This window comes from Amycolatopsis acidicola, assembly GCF_007713735.2.
Classification (GTDB): domain Bacteria; phylum Actinomycetota; class Actinomycetes; order Mycobacteriales; family Pseudonocardiaceae; genus Amycolatopsis_E; species Amycolatopsis_E acidicola.
Map to the genome: position 1 here is coordinate 1 of NZ_VMNW02000085.1, position 24078 is coordinate 24078.

At 70.2% G+C, this 24078-nt stretch carries 20 protein-coding genes; 7 read left to right on the forward strand and 13 right to left on the reverse strand.

What is annotated here, in order from left to right; translation table 11 throughout:
* Positions 1–237: hypothetical protein (locus tag FPZ12_RS46120; RefSeq protein WP_208026138.1), on the forward strand; the 237-nt coding region annotated here is incomplete at its 5' end.
* A 368-nt stretch (positions 238–605) separates the two neighbouring features.
* Here the strand turns inward: FPZ12_RS46120 and FPZ12_RS36400 are convergent.
* On the reverse strand, positions 606–1115 hold the full coding sequence (locus FPZ12_RS36400) for a sigma factor-like helix-turn-helix DNA-binding protein (protein WP_243770220.1): 510 nt from the start codon (positions 1113–1115) through the stop codon (positions 606–608).
* A gap of 273 nt (positions 1116–1388) precedes the next feature.
* Between FPZ12_RS36400 and FPZ12_RS36405 the strand changes: the two genes are divergently transcribed.
* Entirely contained in the window at positions 1389–1676 is a 288-nt protein-coding gene (locus FPZ12_RS36405; protein ID WP_144752008.1) for an ArsR/SmtB family transcription factor, read from the forward strand.
* 195 nt (positions 1677–1871) lie between these two features.
* The gene (locus FPZ12_RS36410; RefSeq protein ID WP_144751925.1) at positions 1872–2507 is read left to right on the forward strand and encodes a type IV toxin-antitoxin system AbiEi family antitoxin domain-containing protein; all 636 of its coding nucleotides are present in this window, start codon (positions 1872–1874) and stop codon (positions 2505–2507) included.
* Between the two features lie 74 nt (positions 2508–2581).
* Here FPZ12_RS36410 and hmgA read toward each other — a convergent pair whose 3' ends face one another.
* Entirely contained in the window at positions 2582–3898 is a 1317-nt protein-coding gene (gene hmgA / locus FPZ12_RS36415) for a homogentisate 1,2-dioxygenase (RefSeq protein WP_144751927.1), read from the reverse strand.
* 91 nt (positions 3899–3989) lie between these two features.
* On the opposite strand from hmgA, the gene FPZ12_RS36420 reads away from it, so the two are divergent.
* The gene (locus tag FPZ12_RS36420; protein WP_243770221.1) at positions 3990–5351 is read left to right on the forward strand and encodes a carboxylesterase/lipase family protein; all 1362 of its coding nucleotides are present in this window, start codon (positions 3990–3992) and stop codon (positions 5349–5351) included.
* A gap of 44 nt (positions 5352–5395) precedes the next feature.
* Positions 5396–6493 (forward strand): glycoside hydrolase family 3 N-terminal domain-containing protein, encoded by a 1098-nt coding sequence (locus FPZ12_RS36425; protein ID WP_144751932.1) that lies wholly within the window; start codon positions 5396–5398, stop codon positions 6491–6493.
* Between the two features lie 121 nt (positions 6494–6614).
* On the opposite strand, the gene FPZ12_RS36430 is transcribed toward FPZ12_RS36425, so the two are convergent.
* From FPZ12_RS36430 to FPZ12_RS36480, 11 genes are all read right to left on the reverse strand, one after another.
* The gene (locus FPZ12_RS36430; protein ID WP_144751935.1) at positions 6615–7520 is read right to left on the reverse strand and encodes a proteasome assembly chaperone family protein; all 906 of its coding nucleotides are present in this window, start codon (positions 7518–7520) and stop codon (positions 6615–6617) included.
* A gap of 107 nt (positions 7521–7627) precedes the next feature.
* Positions 7628–8437 carry an SAM-dependent methyltransferase gene (locus tag FPZ12_RS36435; RefSeq protein ID WP_144751938.1) on the reverse strand — a complete coding sequence of 270 codons (810 nt, stop codon included), beginning with the start codon at positions 8435–8437 and terminating at the stop codon, positions 7628–7630.
* A 171-nt stretch (positions 8438–8608) separates the two neighbouring features.
* Positions 8609–9466: a homocysteine S-methyltransferase gene (gene mmuM, locus FPZ12_RS36440; protein ID WP_144751941.1), complete on the reverse strand. Its 858-nt coding sequence runs from the start codon at positions 9464–9466 to the stop codon at positions 8609–8611.
* Entirely contained in the window at positions 9463–10095 is a 633-nt protein-coding gene (locus FPZ12_RS36445; protein WP_243770222.1) for a TetR/AcrR family transcriptional regulator, read from the reverse strand. Before FPZ12_RS36445 ends, mmuM begins: the two co-directional genes overlap by 4 nt.
* A 380-nt stretch (positions 10096–10475) precedes the next feature.
* Complete coding sequence (locus FPZ12_RS36450; RefSeq protein WP_144751947.1) at positions 10476–12329, reverse strand: sialidase family protein; 1854 nt, start codon at positions 12327–12329, stop codon at positions 10476–10478.
* The gene (locus tag FPZ12_RS36455; protein ID WP_144751949.1) at positions 12326–14329 is read right to left on the reverse strand and encodes a beta-galactosidase; all 2004 of its coding nucleotides are present in this window, start codon (positions 14327–14329) and stop codon (positions 12326–12328) included. The genes FPZ12_RS36450 and FPZ12_RS36455 overlap by 4 nt, the downstream gene beginning before the upstream one ends.
* Complete coding sequence (locus FPZ12_RS36460) at positions 14329–15258, reverse strand: dihydrodipicolinate synthase family protein (protein WP_144751951.1); 930 nt, start codon at positions 15256–15258, stop codon at positions 14329–14331. Before FPZ12_RS36460 ends, FPZ12_RS36455 begins: the two co-directional genes overlap by 1 nt.
* Entirely contained in the window at positions 15255–16247 is a 993-nt protein-coding gene (locus tag FPZ12_RS36465) for an oligopeptide/dipeptide ABC transporter ATP-binding protein (RefSeq protein ID WP_144751952.1), read from the reverse strand. The genes FPZ12_RS36460 and FPZ12_RS36465 overlap by 4 nt, the downstream gene beginning before the upstream one ends.
* The gene (locus FPZ12_RS36470) at positions 16244–18181 is read right to left on the reverse strand and encodes a dipeptide/oligopeptide/nickel ABC transporter permease/ATP-binding protein (protein ID WP_144751954.1); all 1938 of its coding nucleotides are present in this window, start codon (positions 18179–18181) and stop codon (positions 16244–16246) included. Before FPZ12_RS36470 ends, FPZ12_RS36465 begins: the two co-directional genes overlap by 4 nt.
* Positions 18178–19137 carry an ABC transporter permease gene (locus tag FPZ12_RS36475; protein WP_144751956.1) on the reverse strand — a complete coding sequence of 320 codons (960 nt, stop codon included), beginning with the start codon at positions 19135–19137 and terminating at the stop codon, positions 18178–18180. Before FPZ12_RS36475 ends, FPZ12_RS36470 begins: the two co-directional genes overlap by 4 nt.
* Positions 19134–20726, reverse strand: a complete 1593-nt coding sequence (locus tag FPZ12_RS36480; protein WP_144751958.1) for an ABC transporter substrate-binding protein — start codon at positions 20724–20726, stop codon at positions 19134–19136. The genes FPZ12_RS36475 and FPZ12_RS36480 overlap by 4 nt, the downstream gene beginning before the upstream one ends.
* Before the next feature lie 401 nt (positions 20727–21127).
* Here FPZ12_RS36480 and FPZ12_RS36485 point away from each other — a divergent pair, with 401 nt between their 5' ends.
* Both FPZ12_RS36485 and FPZ12_RS36490 read left to right on the forward strand, forming a co-directional pair.
* The gene (locus FPZ12_RS36485; protein ID WP_144751961.1) at positions 21128–22795 is read left to right on the forward strand and encodes a purine-cytosine permease family protein; all 1668 of its coding nucleotides are present in this window, start codon (positions 21128–21130) and stop codon (positions 22793–22795) included.
* A 170-nt stretch (positions 22796–22965) separates the two neighbouring features.
* Positions 22966–24060, forward strand: a complete 1095-nt coding sequence (locus FPZ12_RS36490; protein ID WP_144751964.1) for a helix-turn-helix domain-containing protein — start codon at positions 22966–22968, stop codon at positions 24058–24060.
* Positions 24061–24078: the final 18 nt, after the last annotated feature.

Here is a 24078-nt window from a genome sequence, read left to right on the forward strand (position 1 = left end):
GGCGAAGCGAGCCGCGCGGGCGGGGCGAGCGGGGCGGACGGGTCGTGCGAAGGCGCGCCACGCGAGCCGCGCGGGCGAGGCGAGCGAGGCAGGCGAAGTGGGCAGCGCGGGCCGCGCAGGCAGCGGGGCAGCATGGGCGAAGCGGCGACGCAGGCGAAATGGGCGCGGTGGACAGGGCGGGCCACCCGGGCAGCACGCGCCACGCAGGCACCGCGGACCGCGCGGCACCGCGAGTAGCGGGAGGAGCACGAGCAGCGCGAGGCACCGCGAACAGCAGGGGCGCCGTGGGCAGCGCGGGCCACGCGGGCGAGGCAGGCATCCCGTGCGAAGCGGCGGAAGCGCACGACGCGAGCGACGTGGCGGCTGGCGGCGAAGCGAGCGGCACACACCCGACGGGCGGAGCACGCGGAGCGAGCCAGACAGCCGGGGCAACCCAATCGGATCAGGCGACGACGGCCAAGGACGCCGGTGCGGGACGGAGCCGCGCGGCCGACTCGACGGAAACCTCCGAAGCGGCGGCACACCGAGCAAGGCGGCTTCGCGATGCGCAGGCCAGACCGGCCAGACCGGCGTGACTGGCCAGACCGACCAGACCTGCCTGACCGTCACAGCATCGCGCGCAACCGGGTCAGCGCCCGGTGCTGCGCGACGCGCACCTCGGCCGGACTGACGGCCAGCACCAGTGCAGTGTCCTCAGTGGACAGTCCCGTGCCCACGCGCAGCACCATGATGTCGCGCTCCATCCGGGGCAGCGCGGGCAGCAACTCCGTCAGCTCGGTCCCGGCGGGCGGGTGCGCGGGGCGGCGGTCCAGCTCGTCGACGGTGCGCGCCGCGATCTGGTGCAGCAGCCGCAGGAACGGCCCACCCGAGTACCCGGGCACGGCCACGAGCACGGCCCGCCCCGCCTCCTGCGCCACCTCGTCGGCCGCCCGGTACGAATGGTCGCGCCGCCCCATCCTCGCGCGGCAGTACCGCACCAGCACCGGCCCCATCGCGTCGACGAGCCGGGCGATCCGCGCCGGATCCCCGCCGGCGGCCTCCTGCGCCAGCCGGTCGAGGCCGGATTCCCCCGAGATCGCCACTGAGTCGGCCGAAGCGTCGCGCGTCACGGTCACGCGCCGACCATCGGATCAGGGTTCCCGCCACCCAGCCGCCGGCGGAACCCGGCATCGGTGCTCCCCAGACCGGCCCGGCACGGGGTGCCGGATTCGCATGCCGCCTCAGCCACCACAGATCACCTTCCGAACTCCTCCAGTCCTCCCAGGTCGAGGGTCGTCGCTGCACGGGTGTTCCAGTTAGGGCCTAAAGACCTTTAGTTGCCGCTTGACACGCTGTGGCCCCGTCCGCAAACTAAACCGAACAGTTGAGCAACCGTGAGGTTGACCACAGTGCCGGACCCGCTCAGCAGAGCCTTCGCCGCGCTCGCCGACCCGACGAGGCGCGCGATCCTGGCGCGGCTCACCGCCGGCGAGGCCGGGGTGAACGAACTGGCCGAGCCGTTCGAGATCAGCGTCCAGGCGGTCTCCAAACACCTCAAAACACTGGAAGAAGCCGGGCTGATCAGCCGCGGCCGGGACGCGCAGTTCCGGCCGTGCCGGCTCGAGGACGGGGGCCTCGCCCCGGTCATCGAATGGCTGACGGCGCACCGCCGCGCCGCGCGGCGCCGGGCGGGCTGACTTCGCGCCACGGATACGGAAACCGGCCCGGCCCGATGGTACGAACGGATGGCGTTCCCCGCGCGAAGGTGCCAGATCCCCCGGAATGTCAGCGATTCGTGAGACTCCACTGTGGACTGTTCCCGGTTTTTTCGCCCTTCCGGTGAATTGTCAGCCGAGCGGCGCGGCCCGTAACCTCTACCGAGGGTGATGGATATGACACGACAGGTAGTGCACGACCTCCTGCCGGCCCTGCTCCGGCGCGCCGTCCGGGTGGTCCCGGCAGCTGAAATGGACGGCGTCCCGCTTCCCGAGCATCCGGGGCTGGCACGGCTCGCCGAGGGCGGCCTGCTGCACCGGCTCGCTCCGGGCTACTACGCGATGGTGCCGAGCGACGCGGTGGGCACGGCGTGGCTCCCCGAGCTGGAGGCAGCCTGCTGGGGCATCGCCGCGGCCGATGACGGGCCGCGATCCGTTGCCCTGATGGGACTTTCCGCCGCGCAGGCGCACGGCGCCTTCGAGGAGGAGCTGGGCGTCGGCGTCGTGGCCACCACGCGCAACCGGCCCACGCTCCGGTTCACCGACAGAGAGGCCACGGTCTCCTTCGTCCGCCGCGACCCGCGCCGCCTGAAGATCGAGCGGTACTCGGGCTCGCTGGGCAACGGCTGGGTGACCACAGTGGAACAGACGCTGCTGGACCTGGCGGCGTACCCGCAGCTGGGCGGCAGGCCGGACGTCGCGCAGGACGGCATCACGGCGCTCATCGACAAGGCCGATCCGCACGTGCTCCACAGCCTCGCGAGCGCGCAGCGCAGGCTCGGCGCGCTGGACAGGATCCTGCAGCACGTGTGAGCACACTCCGAAGAGCCGGGCACCCGAACTGCCCGGCTCAGTGGTGATGGCGCATGCCTTGTCCCGCACGGGAATCATCCGGTGAAGTTACGCCGGACGCCCTGCCACACGGAGTCGTAGTCGGGCTGCAGATGCGCCGCCTCGCGGGCCGCTTCGGTCGTCACCACGGGCCAGCGGGTCTCGAACATGAACGCCAGGGTGTCGTCGATCTTCTGCGGTTTCAGCTCCGCCGTGCTCGCCTTCTCGAAGGTCTCCGCGTCCGGCCCGTGCGCCGACCACATGTTGTGCAGACTCGCGCCGCCGGGCACGAAACCCTCGGCCTTCGCGTCGTAGACCCCTTTCACCAGGCCCATGAACTCGCTCATCACGTTGCGGTGGTAGTACGGCGGGCGGAACGTGTCCTCGCCGACGAGCCAGCGCGGGGCGAACACCACGAAGTCCGCGTTCGCCTGGCCCGGCGTGTCCGTCGGCGAAGTCAGCACCGTGTAGAGGGACGGGTCCGGGTGGTCGTAGCTGACCGTGCCGAGCACGTTGAACCTTGCGGTGTCGTACTTGTACGCGGCGTGGTTCCCGTGCCACGCAACGACATCCAGCGGCGAATGGTCGTAGTCCGCTGCCCACAGCCTGCCGCCGAACTTCTGCACCACCTGCACGGTTTCCTCGCGGTCCTCGTACGCCGCCACGGGGTACAGGAAGTCGCGCGGGTTGGCGAGGCCGTTCGCGCCGATCGGGCCCAGCTCCGGCAGGGTGAACGGGCGCCCGTAGTTTTCGCAGACATAGCCGCGTGCCCGGCCGTCCGGCAGCTCCACCCGGAAGCGCACCGCGCGGCCGATCACCGCGATCTCCCCCGGCTCCACGAACAACTTCCCGTACTCGGTGTGCAGCAGCAGGCTGCCGAGCTCGGGCACGATCAGCAGCTCGCCGTCGGCATCGGCGAAGTACCGGTCGGTCATCGAGGTGGTAGCCGTGTACCAGTGGATCGCGATCCCGTTGCGCTGCAGCACATCGCCGTTGGCGCCGATCGTGGACAGCCCGTCGACGAAATCCGCGGGCCGCTCCGGCAGCGGCGGGGCGTTCCAGCGCCTCCGGTTCGGGTCCGCCACTCCCCCGGGCACCGGGGCGCTGAGCAGCCGCGGCGCGTCGATCGGCCGGAACCGCGGATGCGCCGCGGACGGCCGGATCCGGTACACCCAGCTGCGCCTGTTCTGCGCCCGCGGCTCGGTGAACGCCGTGGCGCTGTGCTGTTCCGCGTACAACCCGAGCGGCGCTCGCTGCGGCGAATTCCGCCCGGACGGCAACGCGCCCGGCACGGCCTCACTGTGGTGCTCGTTGCCGAACCCCGCGGCGTACTCCAGTTCCGTCCGCGCCCGCGGCTCGTCCGTGGTCGTCATCCCGGCGCACCCCCACCCTCGATCGGACTCCGGGCCCAGCGTCGTCCGGACGCCGCCCGCCGTCAACCGAAGGGGCACTAGAGTGGGAAACGTGGTGACGATCAGCGGTGGGCGGCTTCGGGGTGAGACGGGCGAGGACGGCCTGACCGCCTACCGCGGCATCCCGTACGCGCAGGCTGCCCGGTTCGCGCCGCCCGGCCCCGCGCCTTCCTGGACGGGTGTCCGGGACGCGACCCGACACGGGCCGATGAGCCCGCAGCCGCCCTTCCGCCCCGGCTCGGTCACCGGCGAACCGCCGCCCGCTCCCCAGGACGAGGACTGCCTGAACCTCACCGTGCTCACCCCCGGCACCGAGGGCCCGAAAAAGCCGGTGCTGGTGTGGATCCACGGCGGCGCGTACGTCACCGGCTCGGCCTCGCTGGAGTTCTACCAGGGGCGGCGGCTGGCGGCCGAGGGAGACGTGGTCTTCGTCGGCATCAACTACCGGCTCGGCGCGCTGGGTTACCTGAAGCTGGACGGGGTTTCGCCGGGCAACCTCGGGCTGCTCGACCAGATCGCCGCGCTGCGCTGGGTGCGCGAGAACATCGCGGCCTTCGGCGGCGACCCCGGCGCGGTCACCGTGCTCGGGCAGTCCGCGGGGGCGCATTCGATCGCGTGCCTGATGGCGGTGCCCGAGACCAGGGGCCTGTTCCACCGCGCGATCGTGCAAAGCGCCCCGCTGGGCCTGAAAATCGCCGGGCAGCGCGCTTCGGACCGCATCGCCCGTTTCTTCACCGCCGCGCTCCGGAAAGACCCTCGTACCGCGACGGTCGACGAGATCCTTGCCGCGCAAGGAAAAGCGATCGCCCGTGCGTCCGGCCCCGGCGGAATCTATTCGGTACCACCGTTCTGCCCTGCCGCGGAAACCGATCCGCTGCCCAGTGCCGCGCGGTGGCTGGACGACGCCGCGAGTCGCGCGCGCGAGGTGGACGTGCTGATCGGCACCACGCGGGACGAGATGAACACCTACCTCAACAACCGGCCGGAGCTCGCGCCGCTGGAGGCGATCGGCCCGGTACGCAAGGGTTTCGACGCCGTCAAGACCGGGATCACGAAGTTCGTCTTCGAGACGCCTTCTCGCCGGTTCGCGGACAAACTCGCGACGGCGGGCGGGAAAGTGTTCGGCTACCGGTTCGACTGGTCCGCGCCGGAGTCGGGGTTCGGCGCCTGCCACTGCATAGAACTCCCTTTCCTGCTGGGCGATCGCGCGTCGTGGGCGCCGGCGCCGATGCTGGCCGGCACCGATTGGGACGAGCTGGCCGAACTCGGGCACCGGCTGCGCGGCGCGTGGCTTTCCTTCGCCCGCACGGGTTTCCCGGGCTGGGAAGCGCATTCCGCCGGAGCGCCCCTGGGTTTCCGCTGGCGGGACAGTGGTCCGAACCAACGAGTTTCGCCCGCGGCCGGACGGCGGTAGGGTGAGCGGCACTCCGCCGCCGATCACCGCAGGGGAAGTGCCAGATGGGCAATCTCGGCCGCTGGGCCCGCGTCGCCGTCGCCATCGCGCTCGGCGCCACGTTCGCCCTGACCGGAACCTCGCACGCGGCGGCTTCGCTGACGCCGCGCCAGCTCGCCGGGCAGCGCGTCATCTACTCCTACCCCGGGCTGACCCCGCCGCAGAGCCTGCTCGACCGCATCAAGGCCGGCGAGGCCGCCGGGGTGATCTTCTTCGGCGAGAACATCCAGAGCACCCAGCAGATCGCGGGCGTAATCGCGCAGCTCAACGCCGCGAACGCGGAGAGCCCGGTGAAACAGCCCCTGCTGCTGATGACCGACCAGGAGGGCGGGAAGGTCCGGCGGCTGCCGGGCGAGCCCACCTTGTCGGAGAAGCAGATCGGCCAGTCGGCGGACCCGGTGGCCGCGGCGGCGCAGGCGGGCACCGGCGCGGCGCGGAACCTCGAAAGCGCCGGGATGAACGTCAACCTGGCCCCGGTGCTCGACGTGTACCGGGAGGCAGGCGACTTCGACGACCAGTACGGCCGCTCCTACAGCAAGGACCCGGCCGTGGCCGGCGAGCTCGGCAAGGCGTTCATCACCGCGCAGCAGCAGGCCGGGGTCGCGGCCGCCGCGAAGCACTTCCCCGGCCTCGGATCCGCGGCGAAGGACCAGAACACCGACGAAACACCGGTGACGCTGAACGCGCCGCTGCAGGAACTCCGGGACGTCGACGAGGCGCCGTATCCGACGGCGATGTCGGCCGGGGTCAAGCTGGTCATGGTGTCGTGGGCGACGTACCCGGCGCTGGATTCCGCCCACCCCGCGGGGCTTTCCTCGCAGGTGGTGCGCCAGGAACTGCGCGCCCGCCTGGGTTTCCAGGGCGTGACGGTGACCGACGCGCTCGAAGCCGGTTCGCTGCAGGCCTACGGCGGCACCGGTCAGCGCGCCGTCGCCGCCGCGGCGGCGGGGATGGACCTGATCCTGTGCTCGGCGCGCGACGCCGCCCAGGGTGACGACGCGGCCGACGCGATGGTGAACGCCCTTCAGGCGGGGCAGCTGGATCAGGCCGACTTCACCGCGGCCGCCGACAGGGTCAGCGCCCTGCGCGGCAGCCTCGGCTGACACTCCGCGGTGCCGGCCCGGGCACGTCGCGGTTCCGCATCAGCCCGCCCCGGCCACGACCGCCCGGCACGACTGCCAGAGCACCCCGCCAATCCGCATCAGCCCGTTTCGCCGGGCCGGGTCACTCGCCGTTCTGCTGCTCGGCGAGGAACCGCTCGAACTCGGCGCCCAGCTCCTCGGCGGTCGGCATCTCGGTCTCGTCCGCGAGCAGGTTCTTCTTGTCCATCGCCTCGACGAAGGTGTCGTACTGGCGTTCCAGCGCCCGCACCACTTCGGCCACTTCGTCCGACTCCGAAACCTGACGCTCGATCTCCTCGTCGGTGCGCCGCGCGGACTCGACGAGCCCTTCGTCCGGCACCGACAGCCCGGCGATGCGCGTGACCGAACCGAGCAGCGTCAGCCCCGCGGCCGGATACCTCGACTGCGCCAGGTAATGCGGCACGTGCGCGGCGAAACCGGCGGCGTCGTGCCCCGACTCCCCCAGCCGCAGCTCGACCAGCGCCGCCGCGCTGCCCGGCACCTGCAACTGATTCAGCACCGGCTGGTACTCCCCGATCAGCTCCGCGCGCGTGGCGTGCGCTGTCACGCCCAGGGGGCGCGTGTGCGGGGCGCCCATCGGAATCCCGTGGTAGTGCACCACCATCCGCAGCTCCCACCGCTCGACCAGGCTGCGCACCGCCGACGCGTAGCGCTCCCACTCGTGGTCCGGCTCCGGCCCGTCCAGCAGCAGGAACGGGATGCCCGCCTCGTCGTGGAACAGCCGGACCGCGAGCTCCGGCGCCTCGAACCCGGCCCAGTGGTCGGCCGCGAACGTCATGCTGGGGCGGCGCGCGCGGTAGTCGATGAGGCGGTCCACGTCGAACCGCGCCACCACGGTCGAATCCAGCCGTTCCCGCAGGTGCTCGCTGACCGCTTTGCCCGCCGTGCCGGCGTCCATGAACCCGTCCAGCTGGTGCAGCAGCACCGCCCCGCTCAGCTCGGGAAGCTCGGAGTCCACCTCGTAAAGCTCCTCCGGATCGAACACCACAGCCTCCTGAGTCCTCGTCTGACAGTCCCTCTACGGCATGAACATACGGGGCTCACCGTTTCATCCCGCGAGCACGTCGGGAGAACCCGGGAGTCCTTAAAGGACGGTCAGTTCTTGCGGGCCAGACCAGCGTGGATCTGCGCGCGCTCGGGGTTGCGGTCGCTGTCGGGCCGCACGTCCGGGCGCCACAGCGGGACCGGGACCACGCCCGGTTCGAGCAGGTCAAGGCCGGTGAAGAACTGCGCTATCCGCTCCGGCGGGCGCAGCGTGACCGAGGGCGGCGGGCCGAACATCTTGCCGTAGAGCGGCCACCAGTCGTCGAGGCTCTCATCCGGGATGAAATGGGAAATACCCAGGTAGGACCCGCGCGCGAGCGGGCCGACGAACGCGGCCACCACCGCGTCCGGGTCCTGCAGCTCGGTCAGGTGCGGGAGGGTGTCGATCAGCAGCACCGCCGTGGGCTCCGCGAGGTCGAGCAGGCGGCGGACCTCCGGCGAGCGCCAGACGTCGTCCGGGCAGAGCAGGTCCGCGCAGACATACGCCGCGTTCTCGTTGCCTTCGAGGAGGCGGAGACCGTCCTGCCACAGGCCGGGATCACGGTCGACATACACGACGCGCGCGTCCGGGGCGGCTTCCTGCGCCACCTCGTGCACGTGGTCGCGCGCCGGGACGCCGGAGCCGAGGTCGAGGAACTGGCGCACGCCCTGGGACACCAGGTACCGCACCATGCGCCCGAGCATCCGCCGCTCGGCCCGCACCAGATACGGCAGGTGCGGGGCACACACCACGAACTGCTCGCCGAGCTCGCGGTGGGACTCGGCGTGGTCGGACCCGTCGAGCCAATGATCCCGGATGCGCGCGAGCACGCCGGGATCGTCCACAGCGGGCAGCTGCGCGATCTCGGTCGGCGATACCACTTTCGGTGCGCCTCCTCCAGCTGGATTTCACCGTCCGGTGACCCATCTTCAGCCGTGCAGGCCGACGAGTCTACCGCGCCGGGCCGCGCTGTGGTGCGCTGGTGAGGACCTGTTCCGCCGACCGACTGATCAGGGGAAACCGGGCCCGGTGGCCCCCGGGGTGGTCGACGGTCAGTGACCGGCGGCGGCCTCCATCGAGTGGCGGAGGCGCGCGATGTCCGCCGGGCGGACCCGGCAGCAGCCTCCCGCGAGATCGGCCCCGGCGACCGCTTCGGGCCGGAACCGCGAGCCGCCCGTCCACCGGCGGGCCGCCGCGTCCCAGTGCTCACCGCTGTTCGGATACGCGATCACCGGCTTGCCCGCGACGCGCCGCGCGATCTCCAGCGCGGGGGCGACGTCGTCCGGGTCGCAGCAGTTGACCCCGACCGCCATGATCCGCTCGTCCCCCGCCGCGACGGCGAACGCCTCCTCCAGCGGCTGCCCGGCGCGCGTGCGCCCGCCGGCGACCGTGTAGGAAAGCCACGCGGGGACGCCGAGCCCGTCGATCGCGGCGAGCATCGCGACCGCCTCGTCGACGTCCGGGACCGTCTCGAGCGCGAACAGATCCGGCCCGGCGCCGGCGAGGATCACCGCGCGGGTGCGGTGGAACTCCGTCAGCTGCCCGACGCTGAGGCCGTACCGGCCGCGATACTCCGAGCCGTCGGCGAGGATCGCCCCGTACGGCCCGAGAGACGCGGCGACCCAGCGTTTCCCGCCGACGCTGTCCCGGGCGTGCCGGGCGAGTTCGACGCTGCGGCGCAACAACATCGCCGTCTGGTCCGGCTCGAACCCGGCCGCGGCGAAGCCCTCGAAGCTGGCCTGGTAGCTGGCCGTGATGGCGACTTCGGCCCCGGCACGGAAGAAAGTCTCGTGCGCTGCCAGGATCTCACCGGGATCGTCGGCGAGCAGGCGGGCGGACCAGAGCGCGTCGGCAAGGTCGTGACCGCGGGCTTCGAGTTCGGTGGCGAGCCCGCCGTCGAGCAGAATCATCGGGGCCCTTCGCGCAGCAACACCAGTTCCCGGTACCAGAGATCGGCGAGGATATCGAGGAGCATCCCCCGGTCGTGCTCGACCCCCCGCACGAGCCAGTGGTAGCAGAGGCGTTCCAGTTGCAGCACGAGCAACGAGGCGCGGGTGAGCCCGACCTCCTCCTGCTCGCCGGTCCAGCGCACGAGATACGGGGCGAGTTCCCGGGCGGCGTCGGTGATCCAGCGGTAGTGGCGGGCCGCCGCGCCGGGGTCGTCGGCGATGGCGTGGTTGATCACGTCGATCTCCACGCGGTAGCGGACCCAGAACCCGAGCACGTGCCCGTCGAGCCAGTCGCGCACGCGTTCCCTTGTCAGCTCGGGGAAATCGGCGGTCAGGCGGTAGATCGCCGCGCCGGGCGGCAGCGCGCGCTCGAAGAGGGCGGCGGCGATGTCCGCCTTGTCGCGGAAGTGCGCGTAGAAGGTGGCGCGGCTGCCGTTGGCCTCGGTGACGATGTCGGCCACCGTCGCCCCGTGGTAGCCCAGCCGCTCGAAAACCGTTCTCGCGCAGTCCAGATAGCGCTCGTGCGCCTCCCTTCGCTGCTGTTCGCGGAAGGCGTTGCGCGGTGGGGCGGCCGTGGGGCTCGACGTCACGGGTTCCATGGTAGACGCCGGAAAACCCGGGCGCCGCATGGAGAAGGTGATCGAGCCCCGCGAGCCCGCCGCCCACGCCCGCGAGTTGGCTCATGGCGTCGGTGTGTTGGCGCCTGGCGTCGGTATGTTGGCCGCCCGCGCCCGCGAGTTGGCGCCTCGCATCGGCCCGCGGGCCCCGCGTTGGCCACCGTCGGCAGCCAACGCGGGGCCCGCCAACACACCGACGCGGCCAGCCAACACACGCACGGGGCGGGCCAACACGCGCGCGGGGATGGCAAACACGGCGGTGGCAGGTTCGCCCGCGCCCGCGCGGTTTCGCCGTGCTGCCAAGGGAAACCGGCCTCCCGCGCCTGGAGGTCGCGCGGAGGCCGGGGCGTGGGTCAGCGCGAGACGCGGTCCAGCGGGAGCCGGAGGACCTCGCCACTGGCGACGGGGGCGTTGGTGAGCCGGATCTGCTCGAGCTCGGCCGTCGTCAGCGCCCGGCGGTAGAACCGGACTTCGTCGAAGCCGCCGTCGAACCGGTAGCCGCCGTCGAGCCGTTCGCCCAGCTGCAGCTGGAAAGCGACGGTCTGGCTGACCGAACCCGCCACGTCCGCGCCCGAGGCGGCGAGCACTCCGTCGACGTAGATCTTCACCTCGCCGCCGGTGCGTTCCAGCGCGACGTGGTGCCACTGCTGATCCGCGTAGGCCGACGGGGTGCTGACGGACTTCGTGCCCGCGCTCGTGGTCATCGTGGCGATGAGCCGGTTGTTCGCCGGTTCACCGCGGAACCACACCTGCGGGGCCGAGTTCATCCCGCCGAGCCAGAACAACACCTGCGGGCCGGTGGCCGCGCCGTACCGGAACCACCCGGTGTAGGTGAAGTCCCCGGACCCGGGCAGCTGGTCCTTGTCGTACGGGACGCGCACCCAGTCGTCCGTCCCGTCCAAAACGAGCCCGTTGCCGAAGACGCCGTCACCGGTGGAAGCGCCGCCCTGCACGTAACTGTCCGCGTGCTCACCGGAAACGTCCGGGGTCGCCGGCCCCGCGCTGGTGCGGTAGCCCAGGTATTCGGTGTTGAAGCGGTCGAAGCGGATCTCGTCGCGGGCGTCCACCGCGCCGCCTTCGTACAGCAGCCCGACATCGGCCGAGCGGGCGTGGAAACCGTCGATCTGCACCAGATCCGAATAACCGGACCAGTCGGTGGTGAGCTGGGTGCCCTGCTCCGCGTCCTCCCACGTGCGGCCGTCGTCGTACGACGAGCGGATCATCATCCAGCGCCGCCGGTCGGTGTCCGATGGCGACGAGAACAGGATGCGCGCCGGGCCCTCGTACCGCAGGCGCAGCAAGGATCCCTGCACCATCGGGGTCACCAGGTCCGGGATCGTGGTGAACGGCGTGCTGAAGGTTTCCCCGCCGTCCCGGCTGATCGCGTAGTCCCGGTTGCCGACATCGGTGCCGCCCTGCTCACGGCCGCCGGCGTAGACCGAACCGTCCGGCAGCTGCAGCACGCTGATCTCCGACGGCTTCTGCGTGTACGTGGTCCCGACCGGGTGGTCGTAGCTGTCCACCGCGCCGATGTGCCAGCTCGCCCCGTGATCGTCGCTGTAGACGAGCGCGCCGAAGTTCTTCACCGAGTTCGGGCCGTCGCCGGTTTCGGCGTTCACCCCGAACACGAGGCGCCCCTTGTGCGGTCCCGTCGTCAGCTGGATGCCGTGCACCGGACCCGAGGCGTACCAGCCGTTCCAGTCCGCGCGCGTGGCCTGCGCGCTGATGTCGGTGGCGGCGGACCAGGTGAGCCCGTCGTCGTCGCTGTACTGCTCGTGCGGGGTCCGCGCGCAGGGCACGGCGCACGCGCCGGAGTCGGCGCGGCCCGGGTTGTAGGTGCTGATCAGGATGATCCGGCCGGTCTGGGCGTCCACGATCGGCACCGGATTGCCGTGCGTGTCCCCGTTTCCGGCGTTGACCACCTGCAGCGCCGACCACGTCCTGCCGCCGTCGGTGGAGCGCTTCATGACGAGGTCGATGTCGGTGGCGTCACCGCAGTTGTTCTTGCGCCCCTCGGCGAAAGCCAGCAGGGTGCCCGCGTTCGTGCGCACGATCGCGGGAATCCGGAAGCAGAAGTAGCCGGGGTCCTGCGAAGCCTTGAACAGCACCTGCTGGTCGAGGTAAGGCGCGGCCTGCGAAGCCAGCGCCGGGACGGCACCGGCGACCAGCGCCAGCACGAAAAAGGCCACCAGACGGACGAATCTCATGCCCCACGCTCCAGGATGGCGACGCCCCGCGGGGCGAGCGAAACCGCCGATACCGGCGAGTCCGGATCGGTCAGCAGATCGGAAGCCGGCTCCGGCAGGGTCACCGTGACCTCATCGGTGCCGTGGTTGAGCAGGAACAGGTAAGCGCTGTCAGTGCCGCGCCGGACGACCGCCTGCACGCCTTCGGGCAGCCCCGGCAGCACGGGGCGGGCGTCAGCGCCGGCGGTGATCCGGTCGAACAGCGAACGCATCGCGGCGGGCTCCGGCCTGGTGCCCAGGTACCAGGAAACGCCCTGGCCGTAGGCGTTCCTGGTGATCGCGGGCCGCCCGTCGAGGTCGCCGGCGGCGAACCCGGCGACCACTTCGGCGCCCTCGGTCTCGATCCACTCGGACCAGAGCACGCCCTCGCCCTCCGCGCCGTCGTCGAAGCGCAGCCGGATCGAGACGCCTCGGGACAACGGCTGGAACTCGTCGACGCGCAGCCCGAGCAGCTCCCGCAACGGCGCCGGGTACCCGCCGAGGTGCACGCGGTCGCATTCGTCGACGATGCCGGAGAAGTACGAAACCACCAGGTGCCCGCCGCGCTCGACGTAGGCGCGCAGGTTCGCGGCCGTTTCCTCGCTCATCAGGTACAGGTTCGGCACCACGACGAGCTTGTAGCGGGACAGATCGGCGCCCGGATGCACGACGTCACAGGTGATCCCGGCGTCGAACAACGGCGCGTAGTGCGCCAGCTGTGTCTCCAGATGGTCCACTTCGGACGGATGGGCGGCGAGCTCGACGCCCCACCAGTTCTCCCAGTCGTGCAGTAGCGCGACCTCGGCCCGGACCCGGCTGCCCGCCACCTTCGCGGCCGAAGCCACCTCCTGCCCCAGCGCCCGCACGTCCGCGAAGACGCGGGTTTCCGCGCCCCCGTGGGGAACCATCGCGGAGTGGAATTTCTCCGCGCCACCCCGGGTCTGGCGCCACTGGAAGAACACCAGCGCGTCCGAGCCCTGCGCCACGGCCTGCCAGCTGCCCAGCCGCATCGCGCCCGGCGCCTTGGCCACGTTGGTCGGCCGCCAGTTCACCGCGCCCGGCGCCTGTTCGAGCAGCATCCACGGCTGCCCGTCCTTGAGCGAACGGCACAGGTCGTAGGCGAACGCGGCCTCCACGTGCGCGCGAGGGTCCGCCGGGTCCGGGTAGGAGTCGAGACTGACGACGCTTTCCCGCGGCGCCCAGCGGTTCCAGTCCAGCGCTTTCTGCACGCGGCCGACGAAGTTGGTGGTGACCGGGATCCCGGGGGTGATCCGGTCGAGGACCTCCTTTTCCACCAGGTAACAGCCCAGCGAGGCGTCCGAGGAAAAGCGGTGGAAATCCAGCTGCTGCGCGGGGTTGCCGAAGCTGGGAGCCGCCCGCGGCGGCAGGATCTCGGCGAACTCGCTGTAGCGCTGGGACCAGAACGTCGTGGACCAGGCCTCGTTCAGCGCGTCGATGCTGTCGTAGCGGTTTTCCAGCCAGGACCGGAAGTCCGCGGCCGAGACGTCGCAGTAGCAGCCCCGGATGTGGCAGCCGTACTCGTTGCCGATGTGCCACATCGCCAGCGCGGGATGCCGGCCGTAGCGGGTGGCGACCTGCTCGGCGAGCCGGGCCGCGTGCTCCCGGAACACCGGGCTGGACGGGCAGAACTGCTGGCGCGAACCGGCCGAGAGCCGGGTGCCGTCCGCGCGCACGGGCAAGATTTCCGGGTGGCGGTGGGAAAGCCAGGGCGGCGGCGAAGCGGTCATGGTGGCCAGGCAGGCCGAAATCCCGGCCGAGGACAGCTTGTCCATGACGGTGTCGAACCAGCCGAAGTCCCACTCGCCGGGGCGCGGTTCCACGTTCGCCCAGGAGAAGATCCCCACCGTGACCATCGTGACGCCGGCCTCGGCCATGAGCTTCACGTCTTCGTCCCACACCCCGGGCGAGGTGTGGTCGGGGTTGTAGTCGGCGCCGTAGTGGATCCGGTCGAAGTCCCGCATCAGATCAATCCCGCTTCCGTGAGCTTGAATTCGATGAGCGACAGTTCCTCCGCGTTCAGCGGAAGCTGCGGCGGCGCCAGCACCGCGTTGTCGATGAACCCGCGGATCTTCAGCGCCGCCTTGAACGCGCCGAGCCCGGCCGAGGAGCGGCCCATCCGGCCTGCCGGGGCGACGTCGGTGATCGAGTAGAGCTTGAGCAGCCGTTCCTGTTCCCGCCGCGCGGCTTCGGTGTTGCCGGCCAGCGAGTGCTCGTAGATCGCGACGTAACCCGCCGGGTCGATGTTGCCCAGCCCTGGCACGGCCCCGTCCGCGCCCATCGCGAGCGCCGCGTCCACCACGAGCTCGGAACCGGTGAACACGGCGAACCCGTCGAGGCCCCGCTCTTGCTTGCCCAGCAGCACTTTCCGGAACCCGGCCTCGTCACCGCTGGAGTCCTTCAGCCCGGCCAGCACCCCGTCTTCCGCCAGCCGCAGCACCATTCGCGGGTCCAGTTTGGAATGCACCGCCATCGGGATGTCGTACGCGAAGATGGGCAGCTCGGTGCGTTCGGCCAGCAGCCGGAAGTGCCGCTCGATCTCGGCGGCGTGTGTGCGGGCGTAGTACGGCGCGGTCACCACGACCGCGTCCGCCCCGAGCTGTTCGGCCGCCTTGACGTGCTCGGCCACCCGCAGCGTCGTCATGTCGATGCAGCCCGCGAGCACCGGCACCCGGCCGGCGACGACCTCGACCGCCGTCTTCAGGACCGTCCGGCGCTGCGTGTCCGGCAGGAAAGCCACTTCGCTGGACGAGCCGAGCACGAAGATCCCGTGCACCCCGGCGTCGAGCTGCACGCCCAGATGCCTGCGGAGTGACTCGGTGTCGACGCTGAAGTCGCTGTGGAAGGGGGTGCACAGGGGCGGGATGATGCCGGCGAACTTCGGCGCGCTCATGGGGTGCTCACTCCGGTTTTCCGGGCTCCCTCCGGGACTTCCGGATGGAGGCAGCGATAGGTGTGGCCGTTCTCCCCCTCCAGCGGGGGAAGTCCGGTGGCACAGTCGGCGGCGGCCTTCGGGCACCGGGTGCGGAAATTGCAGCCGCTGGGCGGGGCCGTGGCCGAGGGCACCGGGCCGGACAGCACGATCGGCTCGGCCACGTGCAGCAGACTCGGCGTGGCCGAAAACAGGGCGCGGGTGTAGGGATGCCGCGCCCGGTCCGGGATGTCGGCGGCCGGCGCCTCCTCGGCGATCCGGCCGAGGTACATCGTGACGATCCGGTCGCTCATCTTGCGCACGGTCTGGATGTCGTGCGACACGAACACCATCGCCAGCCCCAGCGCGTCCCGCAGATCCAGCAGCAGGTTCAGGATCTGCGCGCGCACCGACACGTCCAGCGCCGACGTCGGCTCGTCCGCCACCAGCAGTGAGGGGCGCAACGCCAGTGCCCGGGCGATCGCGACGCGCTGGCGCTGCCCGCCGGAAAGCTGCCCCGGCACGGCATCCGCGACGCTGCGGGGCAGGCCCACCAGCGACATCAGCTCCCGCACGCGTTCGTCGCGCTCCGCCGCCGTGCCCTCGTCGTGCACGTCCAGCGGGTCGCGGATGATCCGGTGCACGGCGAGCCTGCGGTTCAGCGCCGTGGAGGAGTCCTGGAACACCATCCCGACGTCGCGCCCGAACATCCGCGCGCGCTGGGCCGCGGGCAGCTCCCACAGCGAGTCGCCGTGATAGCGCACGGTGCCCCGGGTCGGCTTTTGCAGGCCCACCATCACCTTCGCGAGCGTGGACTTCCCGCAGCCGGATTCGCCGACCACGCCGACGGTTTCGCCGGGATCGACCACGAGGCTCGCGTCGGTCAGCGCGAACACCTCGGCTCGCCCGAACAGTTTCGCCGAGCCGATCCGGTGCACCACATGGACCCCGTCGAGCTCCAGCAGGTTCACGCGCCCGCTCCCTTCGCCGCCACTTCCCTTGCGGTGGAAGCGGTTTCGGCCGGGAAATGGCAGGCGATGAGGTGGGTGAACCGGTCACCCACCCGCGCCGGCGGTTCCCGGTGGCAGATCTCGCCCGCGGCCGGGCAGCGGCCGGCGAACCGGCAGCCGGGCCCGAACTCGGCGGGCGAGGGTACGACGCCGCTGATCTGGGTCAGCCGCGCGTTGTTCTCTTCCAGCGACAGCACCGCGGACAGCAGCCCGCGGGTGTAGTGGTGCGCCGGTTCGCCGACGATCCGGCCGATGGTGCCCATTTCGGCGACCTGCCCGCCGTACATCACCACGACGCGGTCGGCCACCTCCGAAACCAGCGCGAGATCGTGCGAGACGAGGATGAGCGCGAACCCGAGCTCGTCCTTGAGCCGCAACAGGAGCGACATCACCTGCGCCTGCACGGTGACGTCGAGCGCGGTGGTCGGCTCGTCGGCCACGATCAGCTTGGGGTCGCGGGAAAGCGCCATCGCGATCAGCACGCGCTGGCGCTGCCCGCCGGACAGCTCGTGCGGGTAGGCCCGCAGTGTCCGTTGGGGATCGAGATTGACCAGCTCCAGCAGTTCGGTCGCGGTGCGGGTGCCGCCGCGCTTGAGGAACTGGCGCAGCTGCGCGTTGATCGTCATCGCCGGGTTCAGCGAGCTGAGCGCGTCCTGGTAGACCATCGCGATGTCGTGCCCGAGGTGCGCGCGGCGCTGCCGCGGGCTCAGCGCGAGCAGATCCCGGTTGGCGAAGCGGATCTGCCCGCCCACCCTGGCCGCGCCCGGTTGCAGTCCCATGATCGAGAGCCCGGTCAGGGACTTGCCGCAGCCAGACTCGCCGATCAGCCCGAGCACCTCGCCGGACCGCACGCTGAAGGACACGTCGTCGATCACGTTCACGCCGTTGTGCGCGTTCTCGAAGGAAACCGTGAGGTGTTCGACGTCCAGCACCACCGGGTTTTCGCTGAGGTCACGGGCTTTGCGGGCCAGCCGCTCCCCCGCCTCCCGCAGCCCGGCGATCGGCAGTACCGGCGCGGTGTTCTCCGCGGCCTCCTCCAGCACGTCGGCCTCGGCCGCTTCGCCCGCCTTCCGGCTGCGCGCGGCCGGCGCGGCCCACGCGTCGGAAACGCCTTCGGACAGGATGTTCAGCGACAGCACGGTGAGCAGGATCAGGAGGCCGGGGAACAGGGTGGCCCACCAGCCGCCGATCAGCACCAGGTCCTTGCCGTCGGACAGCACCGAGCCCCAGGACGGGTTCGGCGGCTGCACGCCGGCGCCGATGAACGACAGCGACGCCTCGAACACGATCGCGTCGGCCACCATCACGGTGCAGAACACCAGGATCGGCGCGGCGCAGTTGACCGCGACGTGCCGGGCGAGGATGAACCACCGCCGGGCGCCGATGATCCGCTCCGCGTCGACGTAGTCTTCGCCGTACTGGGCAAGGACGTTCGCCCGCACGACGCGGGCGATCGGCGGCACGTTGAGGAACCCGATCGCGAAGATCAGCACCGGCAGCCCGCGGCCGAACACCGCGACCAGCACGGCGGCCAGCGCGATCCCGGGGAACGCCATGATCACGTCGAGCACGCGCATGATCAGCGCGTCCACGCCGCGTCGTCTGGCGGTCGCGGCGGCCGCGCCGGCGAGGGTGCCGACGATGAGCGCCGAGGCGATGGCCCCGAGGCCGATCGCCAGCGACCAGCGCGCGCCGTAGATGAGGCGGGTGAAGATGTCGCGGCCGGACTGGTCGGTGCCGAACCAGTGCGACGCGCTCGGCCCGCCGCTGTCCGAGGAGAGCGCGTTGGGGTCGTGCGTGGTGACGAATGAGGCGAAGATCGCCGCCAGCACAAGGAGACCGAGGACCACGACGGCGATCCGCGAGGCCACGTTGAGCCGCTTGAACACGTTCATGACCGGCTCCGCAGGCGCGGGTTGACCAGCAGATAGAGCACGTCGACGACGAGGTTCACGAGCACGAAGATCACCGCGATGGTGATCACGAAGCCCTCGACCTTCGCCGTGTCGCCGTCGTTGACGGCCTGGATCATGTTCTGCCCCATTCCCGGCAGCGCGAACATCGTCTCGATCACCACCGCGCCCCCGAGCAGGTAGCCGATCCGGAGGCCGAGCACGGTGAGCGGGTTGACCAGCGCGTTGCGCAATACGTTGCGCCCCACCACGACCACGGGCGGCAGGCCGCCGCCGCGCGCGGTGCGGACGTAGTCCTTGTCGAGTTCCTCGACCATCGACGTGCGGATGATCCGGGTCAGCTGCGCGGCGACCGGCAGCGCGAGCGCGATGGCCGGCAGCGTCAGCGAGTTGAGCCAGCCGGAGAACGAGTCGTTCGGGCTGACATAGCCGCTGGTCGGAAACCAGCCCTTACCGACCGCGAACCACTGCACCAGCAGCAGCGCGATCCAGAACGCGGGCGCGGCCACGCCGACGAGCGACACGATCCGGATGAGCTGGTCCGGCCAGCGGTCCCGGAACAGCGCCGAGGTGATCCCGAACAGCAGCCCCAGCACGACCGCGATGAGCAGGCCGAGCACCGTCAGCTGCACCGTGAGCGGCAGCGCGGTGGCGATCGTCTGCCCCACCGGCTCCTTCGTGATCACGCTGGTGCCGAAGTCGCCGTGCAGCAGATGCCACACGAAATGCACGTACCGCAAGGGAAGCGGATCGTTCAGCCCGTTCTGCTCACGGAAGGCGTCGAGCTGCTCCTGGCTGACGTTCGCCCCGTTGAACGCCGCGATCGCGGGGTCCACGGGCGCGAACCGCATCACGATGAACACGAACAGGATCACCCCGAGGAGCAGGGGGATCAGCGCGAGGACGCGCATGCCGAGCATGCGCAGCACCACGGTCATGCCGGCTTGGCCTGGTTGACGTAGATGCCCGGGTAGCCCTGCGCCCGCACACCGGTGATCTTCTTGCCGTCCCAGGCGGTGCCGAGCTGGGTGAAGACCACCGGGTAGATCACGGCCTGCTCGGAGATCATGTCCAGCAGCTGCTTGGTAAGCGCTTTCCGCTGGGTTTCGTCCGTGGTGGTGGCGGCCTGGTCCTGCAGCGCCAGCAACGCGGTGGACTCCGGCCCGGTCCAGCGCGCGTAGGTCTTCATCATGACCGAGCCGTCGTTGTAGTAGTAGCGGGTGAGCAGGTCGGCGTCGTTGCCGAACTGCTGCGGGTTGTTGGTGGTGGCGACGACCTGGAAGTCGTTGCCGGCGTCCAGTTTGGAGAACAGCGCCTTGGTGTCCTGGGAGTCCAGCGTGGTCCGCACGCCGATCGCGTCCCAGCCCTCCTTGATCACCTTCACGCAGTCGTTGACGAGCGAGGTGTTCGTGGTGGACAGGGTGATGTCCAGCGACGTGATTCCGGCCTGGCGCAACAGATCCCTGGCCTTGTCCGGGTTGTAGGCGAAGTCGTTGGCCGCGGGCTGCGATGCGGGCAGCTTCGGGTTGATGAACGAGGTGGCCGGGGTGCCCGCGCCCTTGAGCCCGATCTGGACCATCTTCTGGCCGTCGATCGCGTAGTGCAGGGCCTGGCGGACGCGCTTGTCGCCGAAGGGGGCGTGCGCGGTGTTGAACAGCAGGAACAGGTTGTTGCCGCCGTCGGCGAATTCCACCGTGCGGCCGGCACTCCGCAGCTGGTCGGCGTTCGCGGCCGGGATGTTCTCCACGATCTGCGCTTCGGGGCTGGCGCCGGAGATGGCGGCCACGCGCGGCGCGGCGTCCACGATCGACTTCCAGACCATCTTGTCGTACGCGGCCGGGCGCGGGCCGTTGTACTGCGCGAACTTCTCGAACGAGGTGTGGCTCAGCGCCGCCTGCTCGGTCACCTGGTACGGCCCCGACCCGACGACCTTGCCCGCGACGGCGTCGGCCCACTTCCCGTCGTAGACGTGTTTCGGCACGATCTTGACGGTCTGGATCCGTTGCAGCGCATAGGGGAACGGCGCCTTGAGCACGAACTCCACCGAGCGGTCCCCGGTCTTGCGCACCTCCCGCAGCCAGTGCGCGAGGAAGCCGCGGACGAGCACGTTCTCCTTGGGGTCCAGCGCGCGGGCGAAGGTGAACACGACGTCGTCGGCGAGGACGTCGGTGCCGTCGTGCCATTTCGCGCCGTCGCGCAGGTCGAACGCGATGCTGGTGCCGCTGACGTCGGACGGCAGTGCCTTCGCCAGCCCGGCGAACGGTTCGCGGGTGATCGGGTCGCCCTCCACCAGCGACTCGTAGACGTGCAGGTTCGCCGCCATCGAGAAGGCGGACGCGGTCTGCAGCGGGTCCCAGGTCTGGTTGTTCCCGTAGCCGATCACGGCGGTGAGCAGGCCGGTGGAGTTCCCCGTCGTGTTCGTCGACGCGGGCCCGCCGCTGCAGGCCGCGAGGGTGCTCGAGAACGCGGTGGCGGCGCCGGCCAGCGCGGAGTAGCGCAACAGAGAGCGCCGGGTGATGGGGGACATGACTTTCTCCTGACTTCGTCGTCACCAGGGAGAGGTCCGCGTAGATGTAGGACGTAGGACGTCCCATGACCTGGCCGAACTTTAGGACCCGATCTCCGGCCGGTCAAGAGGTCCTCGCGAATTGCCGAAACTCCCCTGTCACCCCGAAGAAACCACCCGGCGGCAACCGTGGGCGGCGGGCAGCGGAAACTCTTCGACTGGATGAGCCACTGGTCCGCCAACGTCGGACGACCCAGGAGTGCCTTCACGCAGCTTTAACACCGGCCGCATTGACGCCCTGGGCGGGCGCGCTTCAAGATTTCAGGAAAGCACTTCGTATCGGCCGATGCGCGAACAAGAATCCGGCTCAACGGCGAGCGGAAAGCGGTTTCCCCGACCACTCCCCCGCGAGGTGCCTCTCGATGTCCGATACAGTCGAAACACCCCCGACGACCGCGACGGCCGGCACGCGCCGGTACAACCGCTGGGCTCGCAACAGCACGCTCGAGGACTACTCACTTCGTTACGCGCCAAGGTCTTTCCGGCGGTGGTCGCCATACGTCGTGGCGACCACGGCGCTCGGCGGAATCGCTTATCTCGCCGATTTCGCGATCGGCGGCTCGATCGCGATCACGCACGGGTTCGCGAGCGCGGTCACCGCGATTCTCGTCGCCGCGGTGGTCATCTTCGTGACCGGGGTGCCGATTTCCTATTATTCGGCGAAATACGCGATCGACATGGATCTGCTCACCCGCGGCGCCGGTTTCGGCTACCTCGGCTCCACGCTGACCTCGCTGATCTACGCGAGCTTCACGTTCATCTTCTTCGCGCTCGAGGGCTCGATCATGGCGCAGGCCTTCGAACTCGGCCTGCACATCCCGCTCGCGCTCGGCTACCTGATCGCGTCGCTGATCATCATCCCGCTCGTGGTCTTCGGGATGACCGCGCTGTCCAGACTGCAGGTGTGGACGCAGCCGGTGTGGCTGGTGCTGATGTTCGCGCCGTTCGTCTCGATCGCGATCATCGATCCCGGCAAGTACTCGGAGTGGACGTCGTTCGCGGGCAACTCCACCACCGGCTCGTCGGTCAGCCTGCTCGGCGTCGGACTCGGGGCCGGTGTCGCGCTCTCGCTGATCGCGCAGATCGGCGAGCAGGTGGACTATCTGCGCTTCATGCCGGACAAGACCGCGGCGAACGGGAAACGCTGGTGGGCCGCGGTGCTCGCGGCGGGCCCCGGCTGGGTCGTGCTCGGCGCGTTCAAACAGCTCGGCGGCGCGTTCCTGGCGTTCTACGTGGCCGACGAGGTCGGGCTCGTCAAGGCGGGCGAACCGATCGAGCAGTTCCTCGCCGGGTTCAAGACGTTCATGCCGCCCTGGCTCGCGCTGACCGTCGCGACGTTCTTCGTCGTGCTCTCCCAGATCAAGATCAACGTCACGAACGCCTACTCCGGATCGCTGTCCTGGTCGAACTTCTTCTCCCGGCTGCTGCACCGCCATCCCGGCCGGGTGGTGTGGATCTTCCTCAACGTCGGGATCTCCCTGGCACTGATGGAGTTCGGCGTGTTCGCCTTCCTCAACTCCGTGCTCGGGTTCTACTCCAACGTGGCGATCGCGTGGATCGGCGCGGTGACCGCGGATCTCGTGGTGAACAAGCCGCTCGGGCTCAGCCCGTCCTACATCGAGTTCAAGCGCGCGCATCTGTACAACTTCAACCCGGTCGGCTTCGGCTCGATGCTCGTGGCCTCCGCGGTGTCGATCCTGGCCTTCTTCGGCGTGTTCGGCGAAACCGCGCAGGCGTTCTCGCCGTTCATCGCGATCGTGCTGGCCTTCGTGCTCTCCCCCGCGCTCGCGCTCGTCACGAAGGGCAAGTACTACATCGCCCGGCCGGACGAACAGGCCGAACCGCTGATGACGGACGGTGTGCTTTCCGGCGCGACGTCCGGATGCGTGGTGTGCGAGGAGACCTTCGAACGGCCCGACATCGTGAGCTGCCCGTTCCACTCCGGGGCGGTGTGTTCGCTGTGCTGCAGCCTGGAAAGCGCCTGCCACGACGCGTGCAAACAGCCCGCTTTCCTCGGCATGCCACGCTGAGCTGGGCAAACGTGGAACGGCACCCGGCGCCGGGTCTCGGCCCGGGACAAAGGAGTCAGCCCGGCGACGAGTGCCTTCCTCTAGGCTGAATGATCGAAATCGTCACGGAAACGAACGCGCGTTGCACTTTCGGTGTACTTGAACCCGCTTTCCCACGTTAACCTCGAAGGGTGGCAGCCGGGGAGGGAACCGAGGTCGCCGCGACAGCGCACCACTGGAGCGGGCGCGAAGCGCGGTTGCTTCGCCATGCCCTCCGCCTGTCCGTCCGCGCGTACGCCGCTTATCTCGGCGTCGCCGCCCGCACGGTCGCGAAATGGGAGGCCGGCGGCACCGGCACCGTGCCGAGGCCGGACACGCAGGCCATCCTCGACACCGCGCTGGCCAGGGCCGACGACGACGCGCGCCGCCGGTTCGATCTCCTGCTGCGCCAGGCCACCGGCGCGCAACCCCCACCGCCCCAGGCCGGCGGGTACGACTACGAGGCCTGGGCCGACGACCTCGACCGCACGATGGTCTCCCTCGGCCGCCAGGAATTCCCGCTCGCGCGCACGCTGATCGACCGCTGGCTGCGCCGATACCAGCCCAACAGCAACGACACCCGTGGCATGGACCTCTACGGCCGCACGCTGCGGATGCTCGGCGAAGTGCTGCAGGATCAAGGCGTCATCCAAGGCCCGCTCTCGGCACAGCAGAGTTACCGGCACGCGCTGCGGGTGTTCAGCGAGCTCGGCATGCCGCGGCGGGTCGCGCAGCTGGAACTGAAGCTCGTGGTGCTGGACGAAATGTCCGGCAGGCTGGAATCGGCGGCGCGGCAGTACGAATCCCTGACCGCCGATGAACGACTGTCCGAACACGACCGCACCAAGGCGCGGTTGTGGGTCGGCACGGCGTTGAGCAAAAAGGGACTCACCGGTCAGGCCGTGAATCACATCGTGCCCGCGATCCGCGGTTTCGAGCGGCTGGAAGAACCGTCGGACTGGTCGATCGCGCACCAGAAACTCGCGCTCGCGCACCGCGGCGCCGACGATCTCGCCGCGGCCACCGAAGCGATCGAAATAGCGTTGGCGCACAAAGTGAGCGACACCCCGCTGCAACGCGTCCGGCTCAACACCGCGTACGCGCACATCCTGCTTTCCGACCAGGCGAACACGGACGCCGGAATTCGGCTTCTCGACCAGTGCGCGCACATTTCCCGGCAATTCGGCCTCCGCCACCAGCTGAACAGTATCGACGGTATCCGGCTCGCGTTCGAGCGTCAGGCCTGAACGGGATCGGTACCGGAA

What these genes read in the sequence shown, in the direction of transcription:
- FPZ12_RS36460 (WP_144751951.1), bottom strand. Translation starts at nt 15,258, where the DNA reads ATGAGCGCGCCGAAGTTCGCCGGCATCATCCCGCCCCTGTGCACCCCC.
- FPZ12_RS36475 (WP_144751956.1), bottom strand. Translation starts at nt 19,137, where the DNA reads ATGACCGTGGTGCTGCGCATGCTCGGCATGCGCGTCCTCGCGCTGATC.
- FPZ12_RS36410 (WP_144751925.1), top strand. Translation starts at nt 1,872, where the DNA reads ATGACACGACAGGTAGTGCACGACCTCCTGCCGGCCCTGCTCCGGCGC.
- FPZ12_RS36450 (WP_144751947.1), bottom strand. Translation starts at nt 12,329, where the DNA reads ATGAGATTCGTCCGTCTGGTGGCCTTTTTCGTGCTGGCGCTGGTCGCC.
- FPZ12_RS36470 (WP_144751954.1), bottom strand. Translation starts at nt 18,181, where the DNA reads ATGAACGTGTTCAAGCGGCTCAACGTGGCCTCGCGGATCGCCGTCGTG.
- FPZ12_RS36480 (WP_144751958.1), bottom strand. Translation starts at nt 20,726, where the DNA reads ATGTCCCCCATCACCCGGCGCTCTCTGTTGCGCTACTCCGCGCTGGCC.
- mmuM (WP_144751941.1), bottom strand. Translation starts at nt 9,466, where the DNA reads ATGATTCTGCTCGACGGCGGGCTCGCCACCGAACTCGAAGCCCGCGGT.
- FPZ12_RS36485 (WP_144751961.1), top strand. Translation starts at nt 21,128, where the DNA reads ATGTCCGATACAGTCGAAACACCCCCGACGACCGCGACGGCCGGCACG.
- FPZ12_RS36455 (WP_144751949.1), bottom strand. Translation starts at nt 14,329, where the DNA reads ATGCGGGACTTCGACCGGATCCACTACGGCGCCGACTACAACCCCGAC.
- FPZ12_RS36425 (WP_144751932.1), top strand. Translation starts at nt 5,396, where the DNA reads ATGGGCAATCTCGGCCGCTGGGCCCGCGTCGCCGTCGCCATCGCGCTC.
- hmgA (WP_144751927.1), bottom strand. Translation starts at nt 3,898, where the DNA reads ATGACGACCACGGACGAGCCGCGGGCGCGGACGGAACTGGAGTACGCC.